The organism is Psychrobacter sp. TWP2-1-2 (assembly GCF_049896785.1).
Taxonomy (GTDB): Bacteria; Pseudomonadota; Gammaproteobacteria; order Pseudomonadales; family Moraxellaceae; genus Psychrobacter.
The window spans coordinates 29,840-50,314 of record NZ_JAFCVA010000015.1; the positions used below are offsets into that span (position 1 = coordinate 29,840).

The 20,475-nt window shown below is 41.1% G+C and carries 20 protein-coding genes; 5 read left to right on the top strand and 15 right to left on the bottom strand.

What is annotated here, in order from left to right; translation table 11 throughout:
• The first annotated feature begins 220 nt into the window (after window positions 1-220).
• On the top strand, window positions 221-1,204 hold the full coding sequence (locus tag ACP7AE_RS12100) for a class 1 fructose-bisphosphatase (RefSeq protein WP_426243337.1): 984 nt from the start codon (window positions 221-223) through the stop codon (window positions 1,202-1,204).
• A 104-nt stretch (window positions 1,205-1,308) separates the two neighbouring features.
• Entirely contained in the window at window positions 1,309-2,103 is a 795-nt protein-coding gene (locus ACP7AE_RS12105; RefSeq protein ID WP_426243340.1) for a TrmH family RNA methyltransferase, read from the top strand.
• A gap of 96 nt (window positions 2,104-2,199) precedes the next feature.
• On the opposite strand, the gene ACP7AE_RS12110 is transcribed toward ACP7AE_RS12105, so the two are convergent.
• The 8 genes from ACP7AE_RS12110 to ACP7AE_RS12145 form a co-directional block, all read right to left on the bottom strand.
• The gene (locus ACP7AE_RS12110; RefSeq protein ID WP_109591459.1) at window positions 2,200-3,132 is read right to left on the bottom strand and encodes an electron transfer flavoprotein subunit alpha/FixB family protein; all 933 of its coding nucleotides are present in this window, start codon (window positions 3,130-3,132) and stop codon (window positions 2,200-2,202) included.
• Between the two features lie 151 nt (window positions 3,133-3,283).
• Window positions 3,284-4,033, bottom strand: a complete 750-nt coding sequence (locus tag ACP7AE_RS12115) for an electron transfer flavoprotein subunit beta/FixA family protein (RefSeq protein WP_201540796.1) — start codon at window positions 4,031-4,033, stop codon at window positions 3,284-3,286.
• A gap of 453 nt (window positions 4,034-4,486) precedes the next feature.
• Window positions 4,487-5,050 (bottom strand): DUF421 domain-containing protein, encoded by a 564-nt coding sequence (locus ACP7AE_RS12120; protein ID WP_201540795.1) that lies wholly within the window; start codon window positions 5,048-5,050, stop codon window positions 4,487-4,489.
• A 253-nt stretch (window positions 5,051-5,303) separates the two neighbouring features.
• Window positions 5,304-5,516, bottom strand: a complete 213-nt coding sequence (locus ACP7AE_RS12125; RefSeq protein ID WP_010196799.1) for a cold-shock protein — start codon at window positions 5,514-5,516, stop codon at window positions 5,304-5,306.
• Between the two features lie 380 nt (window positions 5,517-5,896).
• Entirely contained in the window at window positions 5,897-6,322 is a 426-nt protein-coding gene (locus ACP7AE_RS12130) for a hypothetical protein (protein ID WP_045454429.1), read from the bottom strand.
• 269 nt (window positions 6,323-6,591) lie between these two features.
• Window positions 6,592-7,608, bottom strand: a complete 1,017-nt coding sequence (ilvC, locus tag ACP7AE_RS12135; RefSeq protein WP_045446660.1) for a ketol-acid reductoisomerase — start codon at window positions 7,606-7,608, stop codon at window positions 6,592-6,594.
• A gap of 146 nt (window positions 7,609-7,754) precedes the next feature.
• Window positions 7,755-8,252, bottom strand: a complete 498-nt coding sequence (ilvN, locus tag ACP7AE_RS12140) for an acetolactate synthase small subunit (protein WP_045454430.1) — start codon at window positions 8,250-8,252, stop codon at window positions 7,755-7,757.
• Window positions 8,252-10,084 carry an acetolactate synthase 3 large subunit gene (locus tag ACP7AE_RS12145; RefSeq protein ID WP_426243355.1) on the bottom strand — a complete coding sequence of 611 codons (1,833 nt, stop codon included), beginning with the start codon at window positions 10,082-10,084 and terminating at the stop codon, window positions 8,252-8,254. Before ACP7AE_RS12145 ends, ilvN begins: the two co-directional genes overlap by 1 nt.
• An 862-nt stretch (window positions 10,085-10,946) precedes the next feature.
• Between ACP7AE_RS12145 and ACP7AE_RS12150 the strand changes: the two genes are divergently transcribed.
• Entirely contained in the window at window positions 10,947-11,444 is a 498-nt protein-coding gene (locus ACP7AE_RS12150) for a DUF4124 domain-containing protein (protein WP_426243343.1), read from the top strand.
• Between the two features lie 8 nt (window positions 11,445-11,452).
• Here ACP7AE_RS12150 and ACP7AE_RS12155 read toward each other — a convergent pair whose 3' ends face one another.
• Window positions 11,453-13,192: an NAD(P)H-hydrate dehydratase gene (locus ACP7AE_RS12155; RefSeq protein ID WP_426243345.1), complete on the bottom strand. Its 1,740-nt coding sequence runs from the start codon at window positions 13,190-13,192 to the stop codon at window positions 11,453-11,455.
• A gap of 191 nt (window positions 13,193-13,383) precedes the next feature.
• On the opposite strand from ACP7AE_RS12155, the gene queG reads away from it, so the two are divergent.
• Window positions 13,384-14,616: a tRNA epoxyqueuosine(34) reductase QueG gene (queG, locus tag ACP7AE_RS12160; RefSeq protein WP_426243347.1), complete on the top strand. Its 1,233-nt coding sequence runs from the start codon at window positions 13,384-13,386 to the stop codon at window positions 14,614-14,616.
• Between the two features lie 108 nt (window positions 14,617-14,724).
• On the opposite strand, the gene lysM is transcribed toward queG, so the two are convergent.
• The 6 genes from lysM to ACP7AE_RS12190 all read right to left on the bottom strand — a co-directional run bounded on the left by lysM (window position 14,725) and on the right by ACP7AE_RS12190 (window position 19,300).
• Complete coding sequence (lysM, locus tag ACP7AE_RS12165) at window positions 14,725-15,234, bottom strand: peptidoglycan-binding protein LysM (protein WP_055125278.1); 510 nt, start codon at window positions 15,232-15,234, stop codon at window positions 14,725-14,727.
• A 302-nt stretch (window positions 15,235-15,536) separates the two neighbouring features.
• Window positions 15,537-15,773, bottom strand: a complete 237-nt coding sequence (acpP, locus tag ACP7AE_RS12170) for an acyl carrier protein (RefSeq protein WP_025652201.1) — start codon at window positions 15,771-15,773, stop codon at window positions 15,537-15,539.
• Between the two features lie 282 nt (window positions 15,774-16,055).
• On the bottom strand, window positions 16,056-16,784 hold the full coding sequence (gene fabG, locus ACP7AE_RS12175) for a 3-oxoacyl-ACP reductase FabG (protein ID WP_045454442.1): 729 nt from the start codon (window positions 16,782-16,784) through the stop codon (window positions 16,056-16,058).
• Complete coding sequence (gene fabD, locus ACP7AE_RS12180; RefSeq protein ID WP_201540788.1) at window positions 16,781-17,749, bottom strand: ACP S-malonyltransferase; 969 nt, start codon at window positions 17,747-17,749, stop codon at window positions 16,781-16,783. Before fabD ends, fabG begins: the two co-directional genes overlap by 4 nt.
• Window positions 17,750-18,186: 437 nt before the next feature.
• Window positions 18,187-18,369, bottom strand: coding sequence for a 50S ribosomal protein L32 (rpmF, locus tag ACP7AE_RS12185; protein WP_011512869.1), 183 nt, complete (start codon window positions 18,367-18,369; stop codon window positions 18,187-18,189).
• Window positions 18,370-18,706: 337 nt separating this feature from the next.
• Window positions 18,707-19,300: a YceD family protein gene (locus ACP7AE_RS12190; RefSeq protein ID WP_426243349.1), complete on the bottom strand. Its 594-nt coding sequence runs from the start codon at window positions 19,298-19,300 to the stop codon at window positions 18,707-18,709.
• 185 nt (window positions 19,301-19,485) lie between these two features.
• Here ACP7AE_RS12190 and ACP7AE_RS12195 point away from each other — a divergent pair, with 185 nt between their 5' ends.
• The gene (locus tag ACP7AE_RS12195) at window positions 19,486-20,226 is read left to right on the top strand and encodes an elongation factor P hydroxylase (RefSeq protein WP_426243351.1); all 741 of its coding nucleotides are present in this window, start codon (window positions 19,486-19,488) and stop codon (window positions 20,224-20,226) included.
• Window positions 20,227-20,475 lie beyond the last annotated feature (249 nt).

Genomic DNA, 20,475 nt, shown 5'->3' on the forward strand with positions numbered 1-20,475 from the left:
CTGTCAAAACCATCATCAAAAATCCGCTTAGCCAAACGATAAATAAATAATAATAGTGATAGTGTAGCTGATTTTGTGGTCAGGACAAAGATGCCGTGCGAGGTATTTAAAAATTTGCCAGATTTAGGTCTGTAACGTGCGACCCAACCGATTTTCCAACCCCTTATTTAATCCTTAGTTTCAGTAGCCTTTATTTTAACAGCATTTATTAGGAAGCCTTATGACAACCCTTACAGACTATCTCAATGATTATTCACCCAATCCTGCACTGAGTGACGTTATTACGACTGTCACTGACGTGGGTAAAACCATCTCACAATTATTGAGAAAAGGGGCGCTAGCCGACATTCTAGGCGAAGCTGGCAACCAAAACGTCCAAGGTGAAGAGCAAAAGAAACTGGACGTACTGGCCAATGACTTATTATTAGATGCTTTGGCGAAAAATACCCATTGTGCAGGCGTTGCTTCAGAAGAGCTTGACGATGCTACCCCTGCTAATGCAGATGGCAGTTTGTTGGTATTGTTCGATCCGCTTGATGGTTCATCAAACATCGATATTAATATGGCCGTTGGCACTATCTTTTCTATTTTACCGTACCAGCGCCAAGGTCAAATCAGTGAAAATAGCGACTTCTTGCAAGCTGGTAATCAACAGCTAGCAGCCGGTTATTTGCTTTATGGCACCTCTACCGTACTAGCGCTAACTATCGCCGATCATGTCGTGATGTTTAGCCTAGATCCTGACACTAACGATTATGTATTAATACAAGAAGACGTGCAAATCGATGCCGATACCAGCGAATATGCCATCAATGCTTCAAACTACCGCTACTGGCGCGCACCCATGCAGCAGTATATCGATGAGTTAATTGCCGGCGAAACGGGTGTTCGTGGTCGCGATTTTAATACGCGCTGGGTGGCTGCCATGGTCGGTGATGTGCATCGTATTTTATGTCGCGGTGGTCTCTTCACTTATCCGTTCGATACCAAATATGCCAATAAAGCGGGCAAATTACGCTTGATGTATGAAGCCAATCCAATGAGCTTATTAATTGAGCGTGCGGGTGGCGCTGCTACTGATGCAGTCAATCGCATTTTAGACATAGAACCGAATGACATTCACCAACGCGTCCCAGTGGTACTTGGCAGCAAAAATGAAGTCGATTATGTTAAAAATCTGCATGTAAATTACGCTGATAAATAAGCACTTTAACGTTACTTTGATAATAATCAGTATAAAGCCAGAGCATTTGTAATACTTTATACTGATTGTTTAATTTTTTTATATTTTTTTCTAAGCGATCCACTATGGTAGCAAATCCCACCGAGCTTATTACCTCAGATAAAAATACGACCGTTAAACTTGTCAAATCCTTGTTAACGCAAGCGCGGCAGCGGAAGAAGCAAGGGCAAACGGTGATTGAGGGCGTCCATCTCATCGATGCGGCGCTGCGTAGTGACTACCCGTTTGTCCAAATCCTACTCGCAGAGTCTGCGCACAACCATCCTGAGGTTCAGCAAATTTTGAAGCGCTTGCCTACTTATACGCCTATTTTAACGTTATCAAATTCGCTGTATGAGAGCATTCGTAGCTTAGGTACCGGTATCGATATCATGGCCATCATTATAGTACCAACGCCTCGTTTATCGATGATTGATAATGACTGCTTGATTTTAAATGATGTGCAAGACAGCGGCAATGTGGGCACCCTATTACGCACTGCAGCAGCGGTTGGCATCAAGAACATACTCTGTACCAGTGCTACGGCACAAGCGTGGTCCCCTAAGACATTACGAGCAGGCATGGGCGCTCAGTTTGCTCTGACTATTTATGAAGGTCTAAGTGTGCAAGATATTTTAGACCATGTACAAACACCGCTATTTGCCACCAGCTCCCATACTGATACAGTCATTTATCAACATGACTTGAAAGAACCAATCGCTTGGATTATGGGACATGAAGGTCAAGGCGTTTGTGATGAGCTGATGCAGTGCGCCACCCCTATCGCTCTACCACAGCCTAATGGTCAAGAAAGTCTGAATGTCGCCATTGCAGGCTCACTCTGCTTGTATGAAACACTACGTCAAAGGAATTATAACTAATGTTGTTTGACTGAATCAAAAACATACCTCTCAAATATGAAAAACCCGCTATAAATAATAGCGGGTTTTTATACTTAACTAATTACTAAATAACGATTAAACCTTGCTAGTAAGCTCAGGCAATGCTGTAAATAAATCTGCTTCTAAGAAGTAATCAGCAACGCTAGCGATAGGTGCTTCTGGGTCATTGTTGATAGCAACAATAACTTTAGAATCTTTCATACCCGCTAAATGCTGAATCGCGCCTGAAATGCCCGCTGCGATATATAAGTCTGGTGCAACGATTTTACCCGTTTGACCGACCTGCATATCGTTTGGTACGTAACCTGCGTCAACAGCGGCACGTGATGCGCCAACAGCAGCGCCAAGTTTATCAGCCAATGGCTCGATATATTTGGTGAAGTTTTCGCCATTTGCTAAGGCACGACCACCAGAAACCACAATGCCTGCTGAGGTCAATTCAGGACGGTCAGATTTCGCCATCTCTTCATTAACGAAGCTTGCTTTGCCAGTTTCTTGCACGTTGTCGATTGTCTCAACAGTAGCTGAACCACCTTCGCTTGCTACTGGGTCAAAAGCCGTGGTACGTACTGTCATGACGACTTTATCTTCTGTGGTCTTAACCGTTGCTGTGGCGTTACCAGCATAGATAGGACGCTCAAACGTTTGCGCATCTACGACGGCTGAGATTTCTGATAGCATGCTTACGTCAAGTAAAGCGGCAACGCGTGGCATAAAGTTTTTACCAGTAGTGGTTGCTGGTGCAAGAATATGACTGTAATCACCAGCGATATCAGCAACCAATAGCGCGACGTTACCCGCCAATTGATGCTCATAGGCAGCGTTGTCTGCTAATAATACTTTAGTCACGCCTTCTGCTTTAGCTGCTTGGTCAGCGACAGCTTGAGCACCACTACCTGCAACCAACACATGGATATCATCACCCATTTGCTGAGCAGCAGCGATGGTATTCAAAGTTGCCTTTTTTAGACTGGCATTGTCATGTTCTGCATATACCAAAATTGCCATGGTTTTAATCCTTTTTTGTTCGTATCATCTATTCATGCGGTTGTTTGTGTACAAAGCTGTTTGAGCAACTATTATTTTATATAAAATAAATCAGTTAAATCTATAGCCTTGTACAGGATATGCCGTAGCGAAGTATCCAATCATTGAAACATTAAATGACTTTTGCTTCGTTTCTTAGCTTATCGACCAACTCATCCACTGAACCCACTTTGATGCCAGCTTTGCGTTCAGCAGGTGGCACAACTTTAATGATCTCTTGCTTAGAGGCCATATCAACACCAAAATCAGCAGGCGTTTTTTCGTCAAGTGGCTTTTTCTTCGCTTTCATGATGTTAGGCAACTTAGCATAACGAGGCTCATTCAAACGTAAATCAGTGGTAATAACCGCTGGTAGCTCAAGTGCTAGCGTCTGTAAACCACCGTCGATTTCACGAGTCACGTTTACTTTATCGCCTTCAACCTTCACTTCTGATGCAAACGTACCCTGACCAATACCCATCAATGCCGCTAGCATCTGACCAGTCTGATTATTATCATCATCAATGGCTTGCTTACCTAATAAGATAATATCAGTGCCTTCACTCTCGGCGATATTTTTGAGGATCTTAGCAATTTGTAATGGATACGGCTTGTCTTCAGTCAACACTAAAACACCACGATCAGCGCCCAATGCTAAAGCTGCACGAATTTGCTCTTGTGATTCTTTTGGACCGATTGAAGCAACAATGATTTCATCAATCACACCCGCTTCTTTTAGACGAACCGCTTCTTCTACTGCAATCTCATCAAAAGGATTGATTGACATCTTAGTGTTTGATAAATCAACGCCAGAGTTGTCAGCTTTTACACGAACTTTTACGTTGTAATCAATGACACGCTTGACCGCTACTAATGCTTTCATACGTTCCTCGTTTATTAATGTTATGAATTAAAAATTGTCAGTTAAGAACCAAAGGTTCATTTTTTTAAACTGTCGTTCAAAATACTACTTAGTGTTATTACTGCGTCAACAGATAGTAGTTAATTAAGCAAGAAGAAACAATACCGAAAATGGTATTAGTGTCACACTACTCATTGATAAAATCTGCTAAAGCTAAGCCAACCATTATTATCAGACCCCTGTATCTTGCGTGACCACAGGCATAAGGTCAAGACAACGCCGTGAATAATGCGTCATAAATTTGTCACCATTCTATAATAAATAGTTTATAAGTGCACAATTTTACGGTCTTCTTTAACCTACATTCTCAATATTTCACCTGTTTTCAGCACTGTCAACACAATAGTTACTCAATGGACTGTTATGATCTATCTCGTTGTCATCAATCGAGAACAACAATCAAAAACTCAAAATCTACGATTTGCTATTTTTACTGGAACCAATCAGCAACTCACTGTCGCGTATATCATCGAATAATGACCAGTCAGGCGTCACTGCATTGTTTTTGATGACACTCATATCCCCTGTAGTTTCCATAATGACAGCAAATACTTCCGTTTTAGACTTGATCCCATTCTTGCGCAAAACCTGTTGAACATCACTGGTACTGAGATTGGCCTCTTTTAAATTTCCACTAAAATACTCGCCATGCGCCATTAATATAATGGCTCGATTGTCTATCAGAGATTTTAACGGTTTGAATTTACGCCTGATAAATGAGATAACCCCTTGAATAACAAATAATACCGCGACAGCAAACAGCCCTTGCATTAATGACGGTGTGTCTGATAGCACCGTTGAAGCGAGTATACTGCCAATACCGACAGTCATCGCAAAATCATGGCTTGAGAGCTTGGAGAAACTTCTCAACCCCATCAATCTTGTAAACAACATTAACCCTAAATAAAAACTGATTGCAGATAGAGAAATACCTAGCACTTGCTGCCAATCGATTGAAAACCATGCCTCCCACTTCATAAAACAACCTTATTTTGTTAGATCTTTTTTGAGTCAGTGCTGATGACTGACAGCTAATATCAGTATGCTTTTGATGATTTTACGTTTATAGCGAGAAAAATGGCATAAAAAAAGCAACCTGATAAGAGGTTGCTTTTTTTTAGAGTTGAAACAGTATTTTTATTGTTTTAACAAACAAAGGCATCAATGCATATTGATAATCTTACTGTCATCAAGCTTACTGACTAATCAGCTTACCAGATGTCAAGTGAGATTAGATAGCTTCGATTTGCTCGGCTTGTGGGCCTTTTTTGCCATCACCTAAGATGAAAGACACTTTTTGGCCTTCGGCTAGAGTTTTGAAACCACCACCTTGGATAGCGCTGTAGTGAGCGAATACGTCTTGTCCGCCATTGTCTTGAGCGATAAAACCAAAACCTTTAGCTTCATTAAACCACTTTACAGTGCCTTCAACTTTATCTGACATAAATTTTCCTAACTCTTTAACTGTTGGCGAGACGTGTGTCGTCACCGATTAATTGATATATACCCAAACTATTTTCTGCTAAATGCAACAGTCAATACGATCAAAATATCGTTAGATAGCTTGAAATTACGACCTAAAATCTTTTGAGTACAGCCTGATTATAGCAGCTTTTTATAATCGCAACAGGTTAAATTGATGATTTTTGTAAATAACGATAATCCGTTTTGAAAAGTCACGAAAGCCAATTAAATACTATCTAATACATTGATAAGAAAGATATTTTATATCATTTACTATCTATCATTCTAACGTAAAGGTGTCATTTAAGTTGGTGACAGCATTATCTCAAATAATAAATAGGTGATAAGTCAGCATATGCTTCATTGAGATATCGGTAGCCACGGTGAACTTAATACTAACAAACAAAGCGCAAAAAATATCAGCGAAAATGACTGACTATAGGCGATGTATTTAGCAGGTATCACCAAGTCTTTAGGAGAATCAGGAATACCTTTACGTTTTAGTAAACGCGTCCCGTATATCCATCCAAAGGTAGTATAGATGCCATAAGCAGCAGGTACTGTAATGGCTAGTGGCGTCAAATCAATCACATATAATATGACAACGGAAATAAAGAACCACAAAGTATCCAAGAGTGAGCTGATTTGAAAAAACTTAGACTTCGGCAATTTGCCATCGGTTTTTTTGAGCATCTCCCCTTCTATCCATATTAAAACAGCTACCACAGCGCTAAGAGTAATATATACGAATTGCGGCGTTAGCCAGTCTGGATAAGATATTTGCACAACACACAACCTATAATCTATAAAAAAGTAAGAACGCGCAACTCAATCGTCTTGATAATTAACCAGCAATTGGTTGCACTAAGAATATTCAAAAAATTCAATGAAGGCTAGATATATGAGGCATCGATTGGTCGTTTTCAACCAACACCAAAGCGATTGTGGTTAAAATTTCACTAAAGTAGTGCAAACTAAAAGCCCACACTATTAATTAATAGCATGGGCTCTTAGTTTTATATCAGCGATTAATCTCTTAATAGCCTAATACTGAATTAGTTTTTTTCTTTATCGATGATTTTGTTACCACCGATCCAAGGCATCATGCCACGTAGCTTAGCGCCAGTGATTTCGATTTGATGCTCTGCATTGTTACGACGACGAGCAGTCATTGATGGATAGTTGGTTGCGCCTTCAGAGATAAACATCTTCGCGTACTCACCAGACTGAATGCGTTTTAGGGCATTACGCATGGCTTCACGTGATTGCTCATTGATGACTTCAGGACCAGTTACGTATTCGCCATATTCAGCGTTGTTACTGATTGAATAGTTCATGTCAGCGATACCGCCTTCATACATGAGGTCTACGATAAGCTTAAGCTCATGTAAGCACTCAAAGTAAGCCATTTCTGGGGCATAGCCAGCTTCAGTTAGGGTTTCAAAGCCCATTTTCACCAGCTCTACTGCACCGCCGCAAAGTACCGCTTGCTCACCAAATAGGTCGGTTTCAGTTTCGTCTTTGAACGTTGTTTCGATGATACCTGAACGACCACCACCAACGCCAGCAGCATATGACAATGCCAATTGTTTGGCTTGACCTGAGGCATCTTGATAGATAGCGATAAGATCAGGGATACCGCCGCCTTTTGCAAACTCTGAACGTACCGTATGACCTGGTGCTTTTGGTGCAACCATAATGACATCAAGATCACCACGTGGTACGACTTGGTTATAATGAATCGCAAAACCATGAGCAAAGGCTAGGGTCGCGCCCTCTTTGATGTTAGGCTCAATCACGTCGTTATAAAGCTCTTTTTGGAACTCATCAGGCGTCAAAATCATGATGACATCAGCGGCTTTTACCGCTTCTTCTACTTCAGCTACTTTCAGACCTGCGTTTTCCGCTTTTTTCCATGAGCCAGAGTTAGCACGTAGACCAACGGTCACATCAACGTCTGAATCTTGTAGGTTAAGCGCATGTGCATGGCCTTGTGAACCATAACCAATGATGGCAACTTTTTTACCTTGGATGATTGATAGATCACAATCTTTATCATAATAAACGTTCATAAACAGAGTCCTTTTCCTAAATCATGGCTTGCCATGGATAAATAAACACTTAAATTATAATCACCTTATCGAAGTGATGGGTGAGATAAGCGCTATGTTAATGTTTGAATAAATAATTTGACCTAAATAGGTACAGTAAGCGCCCATTATAAACTGAGCGTTTTTTCGCCGCGTGCAATACCAATCACACCCGAACGCACCACTTCCATAATACGTTCACGACCAATCACATCAATAAAGCCGTCAAGTTTGGCTTTGTCACCGACGATTTGAATGGTATATAGATTGGCGTTCACATCAACGATTTGTGCACGGAAAATATCGGCACTGCGTTTAATCTCTTCACGTACGCCGCCCGTTGCCCGTACTTTTATGAGCATCAACTCACGTTCGACGTGTACGGTATCTGATAGATTAAGCACTTTAACCACTTCAATCAATTTATGCAATTGCTTGGTGATTTGTTCTATTTTTTCAGGTGACGTAATAGTGGTCAATGTTAAGCGAGAAATACTCGAGTCGTCTGTTGGCGCAACGTTCAAAGTTTCAATGTTGTAGCCACGTTGAGAGAACAAACCGACCACTCGCGACAACGAACCCGCTTCGTTTTCCATCAATACCGAAATCAGATGTTGTTGTTGCATTAGGTACGCTCCCCTTTTGTTAACCACATATCACGCATTGCTTGCCCAGCGATTTGCATCGGATATACATGCTCGTTACGATCGACATAAACGTCAATAAATACCAATCTATCTGTTGTTGCCATGGCTTCCGCCAACTGGGCTTCCATGGTCGCAGGATCAGTAATCTTGATGCCGACGTGACCATAGCTTTCAGCGAGTTTGACAAAGTCTGGTAGTGAATTCATATAAGAATGGGCATGACGACCTTCATACAGCATATCTTGCCACTGCTTCACCATGCCTAATTGGGCGTTATTTAGATTTAAGATTTTAACTGGCAAATTATATTGTAAGCAGGTTGAGAGCTCTTGAATATTCATCTGAATAGAGCCTTCACCCGTGATACAAACCACATCACGCTCAGGGTTAGCAAGTTTGGCTGCCATCGCATACGGCAAGCCAACACCCATCGTCCCTAAACCACCTGAGTTTAGCCATTGGCGCGGCTCATTATAGGTATAATAAAGCGCTGCAAACATCTGATGCTGACCGACATCACTCGTGATAATAGCGTTACTATTCGTCACTTTATCTAAGGCTTGTACGACCGCTTGAGGCTTAATGCCGTTATCAGTGCTGTTGTCATAACGCAGGCCATGACGCTTACGCCACTCATTAATCTGTGACCACCAATCCAACAATGCTGGTTGGTCTAGCTCTTTATCATCACCAACAATTTCTATGATATCGGTCAGGACAGATTTGACATCGCCCACGATCGGAATATGCGCATTAATCGTTTTTGAAATAGAGGTAGGATCAATATCAATATGAATAATCGTCGCATTCGGACAGAATTTTTTGACATTATTAGTGACACGGTCATCAAAACGTGCACCAACTGCCAAGATGACGTCGGCATGATGCATGGTCATATTGGCTTCGTACGTGCCATGCATACCGAGCATACCCAAGAACTGACTATCAGAACCAGGGAACGCACCCAAGCCCATTAAGGTATTGGTTACTGGTAAATTTAAACGGTGCGCAAGATTAGTAAGCTCTTTATGAGCATTGCCTAAAACAACACCGCCACCAGAGTAAATAATCGGACGCTTTGCAGCAAGCAGTGTTTCAACCGCTTTTTTAATCTGACCACTATGGCCTTTTAATGACGGCTGATACGAACGTATAAACACTTCTTCTGGATAAGCGTAAGCAAACTTTTCACTTGGCGCGGTCATATCTTTTGGTACATCAATCACTACAGGACCTGGGCGTCCAGACTGAGCAATATAAAAGGCTTTTTTGACAATCATTGGAATTTCGCTAGCGTGGCGCACTTGAAAGCTATGCTTCACGATAGGACGTGATACACCGACCATATCTGTTTCTTGGAAGGCATCTTCCCCAATTAGGCTGCTAGGTACCTGACCTGCGATGACCACCATCGGCACAGAATCCATAAACGCTGTTGCGATAGCCGTTACGGTATTAGTAGCACCCGGACCTGACGTCGCTAATACTACACCTGTCTGCCCTGTGACTCGCGAATAAGCATCTGCCATGTGACCGGCTGCTTGCTCATGACGTACTAAAATATGCTCGATATTCTCTTGTTGAAACAAAGCATCATAGATATGAAGAACCGCACCACCTGGATAGCCAAAAATATATTTGACGCCCTCATCAGTCAGTGATTGCACCAACATCTCAGCACCAGATAGCATTATAGGTTGCTCACTACCCTCAGCGAGGCGTTGTTGCTTTTCTTCAAAATTTTTGGCGGCATTCCCCGTTTGGGTATGTCCCGTCATATTCGGACTTTGCGTGGTTTGCGTCACTGTCATCACCTTTTTTTTGTCAAGAATTGGCGTTCATTTATAAGAGAGAACCACGCTATTTACACAAGATGGTTCATCTTATAGAAATGGCTGCAAATCCTTATCCATATCAAGAATGTGTGCCCACTATCTCTAAGTAACGCTGTTTTATAAGACAGCAGGCTACTCAAACACAGCAATATATGTAGGGTCAGTTTTATGGCAGGAGTCTATCGATGTACAGTGACAAGATGCGCGTGCATCTATAAAAGAAGCTTATTATTGATAAATAGCAGATAGCATTTACAACAGATTGATTTATACAGAGGCAGTGATATTCACAATTTAAATCACTTTCACAGCCAATACTAATTTGTAAAATGGTTAGATTTTACGACAGGCTTATTAAAAAGATTGAATTGCTGAATATTTTTCCATGTTTAATACAACCGCTAGAGTCACGCTTAGCGCATTTCAAATAATAAGTTTATCTTAGTCATTGTAGACAGATAAGTCCGGAGACAATACATAAAGTCATCGATAACAATCGTTATAATTACTATCTTTGCAATATCATTGTCACAAAGAAACGAAAACTGCGTAAGCCACTGATAAGTAACCTATCGTCCTCATTTTCAAGTGCCACGGCAATATCATAAAAGCCGCTCACTGACCAATCAACTGCTATTATATTCGATGGTTTGTGAGCTATTGTCAAGAAAAACTTCTAAAGCCCATCCCTAACTATTAGTTATTAAATAATATACATTCATAAGGATTATTTGTTAGAATCGAAAGCTGGTACATTTTTAGTACCATTCCAACACTTAAATGTTATATTGACACATATATACACATCTGTTTTTTACCCCTTGAGAGGATTGCTACTATGGCATATGCGTTTAAAATCAATACTGCTACCAAACTGCTTATGAGTACTGCGTATGTGCTAATGCTGTCGATGAATGCCAGTCATGCTATTCAAGTTTATAAATCTGTTGGTGCACATGGTGAAGTCAAATACAGCCAACATGCGCCGCAAAATGGTAAAAACATTGAGCTGATTGAATTTCGTAGTGATGGCAGACAAAGCAATGCAGGGCAATTGGCTGGCAAAACAGATGCCAATCAAAGTACTAGTACTCAAAGCGTAGAAGAGCAAAGAGTTGCAGCGCTTGAAGCACGGATTAAAGAACAAGAAGCACAAGCCAATGCACAGCGTTGCCAGTCACTCCGCAATAATTTAACCAACTTGAATGTCGGCGGACGTATTTATGAGATGGATGCAAATGGCAAGCGTCAATATTTAGACGGTCGTGAAATTGAGCTCAAACGTGAACGTGTACAGCAGGCAATTGATCAGTATTGTGGCAACTCAACTACTTAGGCTTAATGCTAATTATAGACGTTAATCAATAGCTGCATCACATGACGAATGGCTGCTGGCATATCCTGAGCTTGTAGCCCTCGCTGTCCAACTAATAACGTATTATTACTTTGATTGACCAGCGTATCCCCTGCTAATCCATGTATAACAACCGCTTGATGCAAGCTTTGCATTTTTGATGATAAATCTTGTTGTGCTAGCAGACCAGCAATGACACCGGATAACACATCACCCATGCCAGCCGTCGCCATACCCGCATTACCGGCAGCACAAACATAAACGTGGTGCTCATCTAAGCCCTGCTCTAATATCAAAGAACCTGCGCCTTTTAGCACCCATTCACCACCATAAGTTGTAGCGCACTGTTTTATCGCTTGTAGTCTATCGCTTTCCACCTCACTGATTCTCTTATTCAGTAATCTAGCAGTTTCGCCACTGTGCGGTGTCAAACAAACTTGATGATTAACGCTATATTCTCGCAGCTGACTGACCAATTCATGATGCTCTAATTGCAATGATGCCAAATGATAAAGTCCATCAGCATCTATCACTATTGCCTTTTTAACTGTCATCGCAGTTTGTAGATACTTTATAAATAACACTTTTGCTTTTTCATCACGACCAAGCCCCATACCAATCGCAATCACAGTGGCTGACTTGATTAACTCCTGCACTCCATCCACATCATGCAAATTAATCGTCATTGCATCTGGTAACGAAGTTAATAGGGCGCTATGAAAAGCCTCATGGCAAGCAACTGTAATTTTACCCGCTCCTGCCGCCATCGAGCTCGAAGCAGACAGTATCGCAGCGCCGCCCATACCTTGTGAGCCATCGATACGATTACCGCCAATAACAAGTATATGACCATAGCTACCTTTGTAGCTATTTTGACGGCGAGGACTTAGACCATATGCAGTAGTAATCAGTGTTGCTACTGGCATGAACCTTTTATCATTTATTGGATAAGGTATCAGCGGTATATCAATTACCTTTCCGCTACAATCCATACCATCTTTGGTATGCAAACCGAATTTCCGTGCAATTAAACATAGCGTTATATCAGCTTGTATAGCCACATGTTCAAACACCTCGCCAGTCGAAGCCACCAAACCACTTGGAATATCAACCGCAATGGCCAAGGTACTATTTCGTTCAGATAACTTATTAAAAGTGCTAATGGCTGTTTTATAAATACCTGTAGGTGTACGATCCAGACCAATACCAAACAACGCATCAATATAGACATCGGCTTGCAGATTACCATCTATTCCTTCTTCTAGATCACAAGCACTATTTTCAAAGCGTTGATAAGGGCAATTGGCCAATAGCGCCTGTTTTAGGGCTTTTTGTGCGTCGGAAAATGCTGTTGTGTCATTGGTATCAAAATCATCACTCTCAAAACCCACTGTTACCACTTGTACCTGCCAACCCATTTGCTGTAAATAATGAGCAATGAGCCAACCGTCGCCACCATTATTACCCTTTCCAACCCAAATGCTCACTCGATGCTGGCGCATATGACGACGAGGCACATAAGTAGTGGCTGATGGATATATGTTTAATTGTTTTTGTTCATATAATTGCTCTATGTGTTGCGCCATTTGCCAGGCTGCTTGTTTCATCAACCCAAAACTATCATGACCCTCTACAAACCATGCTTGCTCCATCGCATAGAGTTGTTCACTGCTATATAACGGGATAGGTTTTGTACTTTTTATAGGTAATAAATTGGTCTGATTTTTCATAGCTAATCCTTGAGTATTTTTTGCTGATTTTTATTTTATTGAGATATGATTACTATCATTTAGCACCAGCTTAGCAAACGCTTACATCAACGTATGTATCAATATGAATGTGAAATTATTTGCTTTTATACTTGCGCTCTTAGCTCACTGGCTTATCATAGCGGTATTCACTCTATCACCTACTGTCACACATGAATAACCTTCCTAAAGTAAACTTGCCTATCTCTTCAACCCAGCAGAAATCAGCTAAGAAAATCTCTGCTGAACCTAAGCCTGCGTCCGAAAAAAAGATTAAGGTGAATAATAGCCCAACATTTACCACCACAGCAGATGTCAAACAATGGATTAAAGACCAAGCACAGGCTTTAGGGTTTGCCGACTGTGGGTTTTTATCAGTGCATCATCCTTTATTTGCTAAGCAGATTGTACAATTGCAACAATGGCTCGATAAAGGCTATGAGGGACAACTGCAGTTTATGCATAACAATCATGAACTGCGGGCAAATCCTGACCAACTGGTAGAAGGGGCAAAAACCATCATCAGTGTCCGTATGGATTACCTGACTCAAGCACCAACCCCACGTAAGATCACTGACAATGACTACCCCAATCAAGGCATCATCGCTCGTTATGCCAGAGGACGCGACTATCATAAAACGATGCGCAGTCGTTTGAAACAATTGGCACTAAAGATAGAAGCCATGCTTCCTGAGTGGCAACACCTCAATATAGGTTCAGAGCAAGATTTTATTTTTAGGCCTTTTAGCGACTCTGCTCCTATTTTCGAGCGACCCATTGCCGATGCTGCTGGTCTTGGCTGGACAGGAAAGCACACCTTATTAATCAACAAGCAAGCGGGTTCATTTTTTGTATTGGGTGAGCTATTTATTAGCCTCGAGTTACCTGATGACAAACCCGTCAAAGAGCATTGCGGCAGTTGTAGCGCTTGTATCGACATCTGTCCCACTCAAGCGATTGTCGCGCCCTATGAGCTCAATGCTGCAGCTTGTATCTCCTACCTCACTATCGAGCACGACGGTATTATCGATATAAAATACCGCCGCGCGATTGGTAATCGCATCTTCGGTTGTGACGATTGTCAACTTATCTGTCCTTGGAATCGCTACGCCAATCTTACACCTGTAGAGGACTTCGCACCACGGCACAACCTTGATAGCAGCAGTCTGCTTGAGCTGTGGCAGTGGCAAGAAGCTGAATTTATGAAAAAAACTGAAGGCAGCCCGCTCAGACGCACAGGCTATGTGAACTTTTTGCGTAATATCGCGATTGGTCTTGGAAATGCTAATGGTAATGAAGAAACCATTACTCAGTTACAATCAAAGCTGGGCTTACACAACGAAATGCTCGATGTACATATCAATTGGGCCATAGCGGAACAGTACGAGAAGTTAAAAAACCTCTAAATCTTAAGTTTATATTTCTATACGCCAAAAAAATGCCTCTTATTATAGTAAGAGGCATTCTTTATTTTATTCACACATATCGCTGACAGTTCAAAACCATATTATGGCTTATGGCTTAGGAATACGCAGTACTTGACCAGGATAAATCTTATCAGGGCTAGATAGCATCGGCTTATTGGCTTCAAAGATTTTCATGTAATCATCCGCTGAACCATAAACCTCTTTTGCAATCTTAGACAAGCTATCACCAGATTTCACTGTATACATCGTTGACTCAGGCGCATCTTCTTCGATATCAATATTATCGATTACCTTAGCCACGTTTTGTACATTACCAATGGCGATAATCGCTTTTTCGCGGTCTGCTTGCGTTTTAGCTTTACCGCTGATTTCTGCAGTATCTGTTGAGCCGTTATACTTGATTTTCAAATCGCTAATATTAAGATTCTGCTGTTGAATACGACGAAGTAAAATATTGGCAACTGATTGCGCAGAAGGTTCGCTACTCTGTACTGGCGTATTGGCGTCTGCTTTTGTTTCTGACTTGGCATCGTGTTTGGCGTCATCACGATTGAAAATTTTATCACCGATATCTTTTGCAAAACTGAACATACCCATTTACATACTCCTTTAAATATTGTTATTTATTATTCATCATTATTTTTTTAATGGCATATACTTTCATATATAACCACACTTTGTATATAACTACACTTTGTTACTGCTTACCATTATGAGTATAGACAAAGATAGGTGAGGTAGATAGTAATAGTATGTTGAGTAATGTTGATTTGGCGTAGCTTATGTTAACGTATTGATTAGTCACATAACTACCTGTCGCCATGGAAAATTAACAACATAAAAAAACCGCCTATCTCTACAGATAGGCGGCTAAAATAACTCGCTAAGCCACTAGCTAATTATAGCTGCGCTTGTACATAATCAATCGCTTTTTGAACAGTCGTTAATTCTGCTGAATCTTCATCAGGAATGGTAATGCCAAAGTCACTTTCAAATGACATAACCAATTCGACTAGGTCTAACGAATCTGCACCTAAGTCTTCCATAAATGATGCATCATTGTTGATATCTTCAACATTCATACCCAATTGCTCAGCTACTGCAGCTTTAACTCTTAGCTCGGTATCATTACTCATGTAGATTTCTCCTTTTTGATCTATTATTTTGGCAAGTCACCATAGGCCTATCATTAGGCTCTACAGCATTGTATATAAAATCATATCTTCAGATTAGCACAGCTATCTGAGTACTTTGTAACTTGTTTTATAGCTGGTTATACGTTTTGACTGATGTCTAGTAAAGCCCTGCTATAATACAGGGCTTTGACATAAAAGTATCCGTCATTATAACACCCTTTATTATAGTTTACACTCGTGCACAGAGTTTTTTATTATAACTGTGTAACACTTGTTTATCACCTACATATACATACCGCCATTGACAGGAATAACAGCGCCTGTGATATAACTGGCCTCATCGCTGGCTAAGAAATGTACGGCGGCGGCAATGTCTTCTGGCTGTCCAAGGCGACTGATAGGTACAGCGTCTAGCATAGAGTTCAATAGGCGCTCATCAAGCTCGTCCGTCATATCCGTTTCGATCAAACCAGGGGCTACGCAATTAATCGTCACTTGTCGTGAGCCAATTTCACGCGCGAGCGTACGACTGAACCCTTCGACGCCTGCTTTGGTCGCCGCATAGTTCGATTGACCTGCATTACCCATTTGAGCAACGACAGAGGTTATATTGATGATGCGACCACGGCGTGCTTTCATCATACCGCGCACAGCACGTTTACTCATGCGGTATACAGACGTCAAATTGGTATCGATAACATTTTCCCAATCGTCATCTTTCATACGCATCAGCAGACCATCTTGGGTGATACCTGCATTATTGACCAAGACTTGTACTGCGCCGTAGACGCTCTCAATCTCTTCAAACAGCTTATCAATTTGTGCGGTATCGCGTACGTCTAAAACACGTCCAATACCGCCACTATCGTGGAGATAACCATCAATCAGTTCAGCACCTTTTTCCGTAGTGGCTGTACCAATAACAAAGTGTCCTTCTTTGGCGAAACGTTTGGCAACGGCTTTACCAATACCACGGCTAGCACCTGTCACTAGAGTAATCGTACGACTCATGATAACACCTCCATTAATTTATCAAGACGAGCGGGCTTGTCAGTAGGATAGCTCGTAATTGGCTGTGCTTGACGCTTCGCCAAGTTGCTCAATACATTACCACTGCCGCATTCGATTAAAATATTAATTTGTTTGTCAGCCAGCTCTTGCATGGTTTTTGACCATAATACCGGTTGGCTTAATTGCTCTGTTAATGCCTGCTTGATACCGACCGCACTGCTCTCAACACGCGCATGTCGATTTTGGATAACAGGAATCGTCGCTTGATCAAATTTTATTTCTGCCAGAATCTCAGCCAATGCATTACTGGCTGGCTCCATAAGCGCGCAATGTGATGGTACGCTTACCTTTAGCGGGATAGATTTTTTGCCGGTGTTTTGCACTTTATCAATAACAGCATTCACACCAGCAGCATTACCCGATATCACCACTTGTCCTGGACTATTAAAGTTGGCTGCACCAACAATCGCGCCATCAACATGTTCAGTCGCTTGCTCACACAAGTTTTCTACTCGATTGTCCTCAAGCCCTAACACTGCTGCCATGGCAGTATCGACACCTACAACGGCTTCTTGCATCAACTGACCGCGCTTATGTACCAATTTAACCGCATCAGCAAGCGATATGACTTCAGCCGCACAAAGCGCACTGTACTCACCTAGAGAATGACCCGCTAAATAACAAGGCGCTGTGGTTATTTTTTGTTTTAAGATACGCCAAATGGCGATGCTGGCCGTCAGTAATGCTGGCTGAGTATATTGTGTTTGATTGAGTTTTTCTTCATTTTGACAGATTGCCCATAAGTCTTCACCAAGCGCGGCGCTAGCTTCAGTAAAGGTATCGAGAATCTCTGGATAGATTTCAGCAAGCTCATTAGTCATCCCGACTACTTGCGATCCTTGACCAGGAAAAATTACCGCAATACGTGTCGGCGGCTTTTTTACCATATCGGGTACAGAGGCCATAACCAATATTCCTTATTTAATTGGAAATATCCCTAAAAACAATTGGGGTTTATTATATTATTAGAGGCGATATAAAGCCGTTACTTTAGTATTTGTCTAAAAAAACGGATTATCGATAAACTATACACTGACGCACACTATTATCATAGTGGATGCTACTGAAACACGTATAGTAAAAGATACCATGCAAATTAAAATGGTAGAGTATATCGGTTCATTTTCATATTTTCTAAAGGCACATGGTAAAAGGTTGTTCAAATACCTACCATAAAAGCCAATAGCAAAAAGCCAAGTTATCTAGCCACATAATATATGATAGCGAAATAACTTGGCTTTCTTCAGCTCAAAGCATATTACCTAATAATAGCGTTGCAAAAATAATGACAGTCACCAGTACTATCATTATTTTTACAATCAGCTATTGAATAGCCAATAATTTAAGCGTCTTGACTAACTTTAAACAACTGGCGACCACGGTAGAAACCATCTTTAGTCATGTGATGACGACGATGTTTTTCACCAGTGGTAGCATCTACGCTTATCTCAGCGATTTCCATACGATGATGTGAACGGCGCATGTCACGACGAGAACGACTTTTACGACTTTTTTGAACGGCCATGATATAGCTCCTATACTTAAAAGGGGATAAGCTTGAAATTCAGCTTTAATCGACACTGACAGAGGCTATATAATCACAACAACCTAAGTCTTACGCATCATTAGTTAAATAGATTGCCACGTATTAAAGTGTTGATTACGTCTAAAATCTATAGTTAGTCTGCAAGATCAGCATCTATCTGCCAGTAGCAGATTGCTAGAATGCAATAAACGGGACATTATACGCATGTTTAGCGGATTAATAAAGCCCTGCTTCTCACTCTTTGGTAGAAAGCTGATGAAAGGTATCATAAATTTATTAAGTAGTACATTGATATATGACTTGTCTCTTAATAAGATTACAACTTGCCTTTTAGCGAGGCTAAAGCAGCAAAAGGATTTTCGCTTTCTTCCTCTTCTGGAATCTCACCAAATTGCTCTACCGTCATTTCACAGTCGTCATGTTTTGGTGACATTGGCGTCTTCAGCAATATCTCATCTTCTACCAATTTTTTGAATGGCAATAAAAGCTCTGGTGCAGGCTCAGTAATAATTTCATCAAGTAATAAATAGTCTTGTTCATCATTGATTGAACGTGCTTGGCTCTCATCTTCTAGTAGCGCAATATTATAATCATCAGACAAATCGATAGCCACTGGCTGTAGGCAACGTTGACAGGTTAACCAAACTTCACCCGTCAGTGTGAATGCCAAATGTAAAAAATTATTGCGGCGATACAGATTGGCATTAAGCGAGATATTTGCTTGTTCATGTTCGGTGGCTAAGGTAGCAGCAAGACGTTTGAAAGCGCTTGGCTCTACCTCTCCTGTCCATTCATAACCAGTATCTGCCCATTTATCCAAAGAAATAGATTCAGGCATACTAGTAGATAAAGGCACTTTTTTATTATCAGCATAACCTGCTGACGGTTTACTTTCTGGAGTGCTTGACATGCGCGACCTCATTCATCAAAACGGTGTATAATATTGCCTGCCATACTAACGGAAAGCATTGAGCGACGCTAGCGCTAGTATGTTAAATTTATTTGATATGAGCTCTATTTTCATCTCTTTATTTCTCCTATTTATATTCAAAGATAGTTCTTCTTTTTATCTTTTATTTGACCAGTGTTTTACCTATGAATGTGTTTAATGATAAATCTGACTTCTCGAACCTACTTTCTCCACTTGAAGCAAAAATACTATTGCAACGTCTCACTACGTTAACCAGTAATGTGAATGCCTCTTCCACTGACTCGTGGAACCTTAAAAATAATCAGTGCTTAGAGGATGTAAAAAGTGAATGGCAAAGGTTAGAAAGGTTAGCTGCTATCAAAGGCTTAGATGGCACTCCATCATTGGTTAATAAATACGATCAAGCGGCTACTGATTGGCTCATCCAATTATTCAATAATTTATTCGCTCATCAAAACGTTACATTGGTTCGTGGACAAGGAGAACCAGAGTACTTTCCGGCACAAAATAACGACCCCGCAAAAATTGAATTCGCTCATGGATTTTTTGCTAGCGCATTGCATGAGCTGAGCCATTGGTGTGTGGCTGGAGAGGCTCGTAGACGTTTGCCTGACTTTGGCTACTGGTACGCACCAGATGGGCGTACCGCCGCTCAGCAACAAGCATTTGAGCGCGTAGAGATTAAGCCTCAAGCATTAGAGTGTTTATTTACTCTCGCTTGCGAACGATCATTTGAGGTGTCACAAGATAATTTGTTTGCTGACTTTGATACGAGCAATAGTACATTCGCAAATGACGTCTATCGACAAGTGCAACAATACATCGCTAAGCCCAATATATTGCCACCTGATGCTAAGACTTTATTACACGCCTTACTCAGTGTCTGTATAGCTGATTCAAAATAACAGCAACCTATCAGTTTAAAGGTGTGGCATTTTTGCTTTAACGATTGTCTACGCATAGTAACGCCTTGCTACCAAACTTATATTGCCTTTGCGCTATACTAGGAAAGCAGTGATACTTTTTTAGCAAATTTAGGGCGTGTCCCTAATCTGTAAAAGTAAGTATAAAGGCTTTAAAATAAAGAGACTATTTCAAACAGGGCTCTCTAAATTATGGCAAGAACAGTGCTCACCGATAATACATGGGAACAA

What these genes read in the sequence shown, in the direction of transcription:
- ACP7AE_RS12100 (WP_426243337.1), top strand. Translation starts at nt 221, where the DNA reads ATGACAACCCTTACAGACTATCTCAATGATTATTCACCCAATCCTGCA.
- ACP7AE_RS12105 (WP_426243340.1), top strand. Translation starts at nt 1,309, where the DNA reads ATGGTAGCAAATCCCACCGAGCTTATTACCTCAGATAAAAATACGACC.
- ACP7AE_RS12110 (WP_109591459.1), bottom strand. Translation starts at nt 3,132, where the DNA reads ATGGCAATTTTGGTATATGCAGAACATGACAATGCCAGTCTAAAAAAG.
- ACP7AE_RS12115 (WP_201540796.1), bottom strand. Translation starts at nt 4,033, where the DNA reads ATGAAAGCATTAGTAGCGGTCAAGCGTGTCATTGATTACAACGTAAAA.
- ACP7AE_RS12120 (WP_201540795.1), bottom strand. Translation starts at nt 5,050, where the DNA reads ATGAAGTGGGAGGCATGGTTTTCAATCGATTGGCAGCAAGTGCTAGGT.
- ACP7AE_RS12125 (WP_010196799.1), bottom strand. Translation starts at nt 5,516, where the DNA reads ATGTCAGATAAAGTTGAAGGCACTGTAAAGTGGTTTAATGAAGCTAAA.
- ilvC (WP_045446660.1), bottom strand. Translation starts at nt 7,608, where the DNA reads ATGAACGTTTATTATGATAAAGATTGTGATCTATCAATCATCCAAGGT.
- ilvN (WP_045454430.1), bottom strand. Translation starts at nt 8,252, where the DNA reads ATGCAACAACAACATCTGATTTCGGTATTGATGGAAAACGAAGCGGGT.
- ACP7AE_RS12145 (WP_426243355.1), bottom strand. Translation starts at nt 10,084, where the DNA reads ATGACAGTGACGCAAACCACGCAAAGTCCGAATATGACGGGACATACC.
- ACP7AE_RS12150 (WP_426243343.1), top strand. Translation starts at nt 10,947, where the DNA reads ATGGCATATGCGTTTAAAATCAATACTGCTACCAAACTGCTTATGAGT.
- ACP7AE_RS12155 (WP_426243345.1), bottom strand. Translation starts at nt 13,192, where the DNA reads ATGAAAAATCAGACCAATTTATTACCTATAAAAAGTACAAAACCTATC.
- queG (WP_426243347.1), top strand. Translation starts at nt 13,384, where the DNA reads ATGAATAACCTTCCTAAAGTAAACTTGCCTATCTCTTCAACCCAGCAG.
- lysM (WP_055125278.1), bottom strand. Translation starts at nt 15,234, where the DNA reads ATGGGTATGTTCAGTTTTGCAAAAGATATCGGTGATAAAATTTTCAAT.
- acpP (WP_025652201.1), bottom strand. Translation starts at nt 15,773, where the DNA reads ATGAGTAATGATACCGAGCTAAGAGTTAAAGCTGCAGTAGCTGAGCAA.
- fabG (WP_045454442.1), bottom strand. Translation starts at nt 16,784, where the DNA reads ATGAGTCGTACGATTACTCTAGTGACAGGTGCTAGCCGTGGTATTGGT.
- fabD (WP_201540788.1), bottom strand. Translation starts at nt 17,749, where the DNA reads ATGGCCTCTGTACCCGATATGGTAAAAAAGCCGCCGACACGTATTGCG.
- rpmF (WP_011512869.1), bottom strand. Translation starts at nt 18,369, where the DNA reads ATGGCCGTTCAAAAAAGTCGTAAAAGTCGTTCTCGTCGTGACATGCGC.
- ACP7AE_RS12190 (WP_426243349.1), bottom strand. Translation starts at nt 19,300, where the DNA reads ATGTCAAGCACTCCAGAAAGTAAACCGTCAGCAGGTTATGCTGATAAT.
- ACP7AE_RS12195 (WP_426243351.1), top strand. Translation starts at nt 19,486, where the DNA reads ATGAATGTGTTTAATGATAAATCTGACTTCTCGAACCTACTTTCTCCA.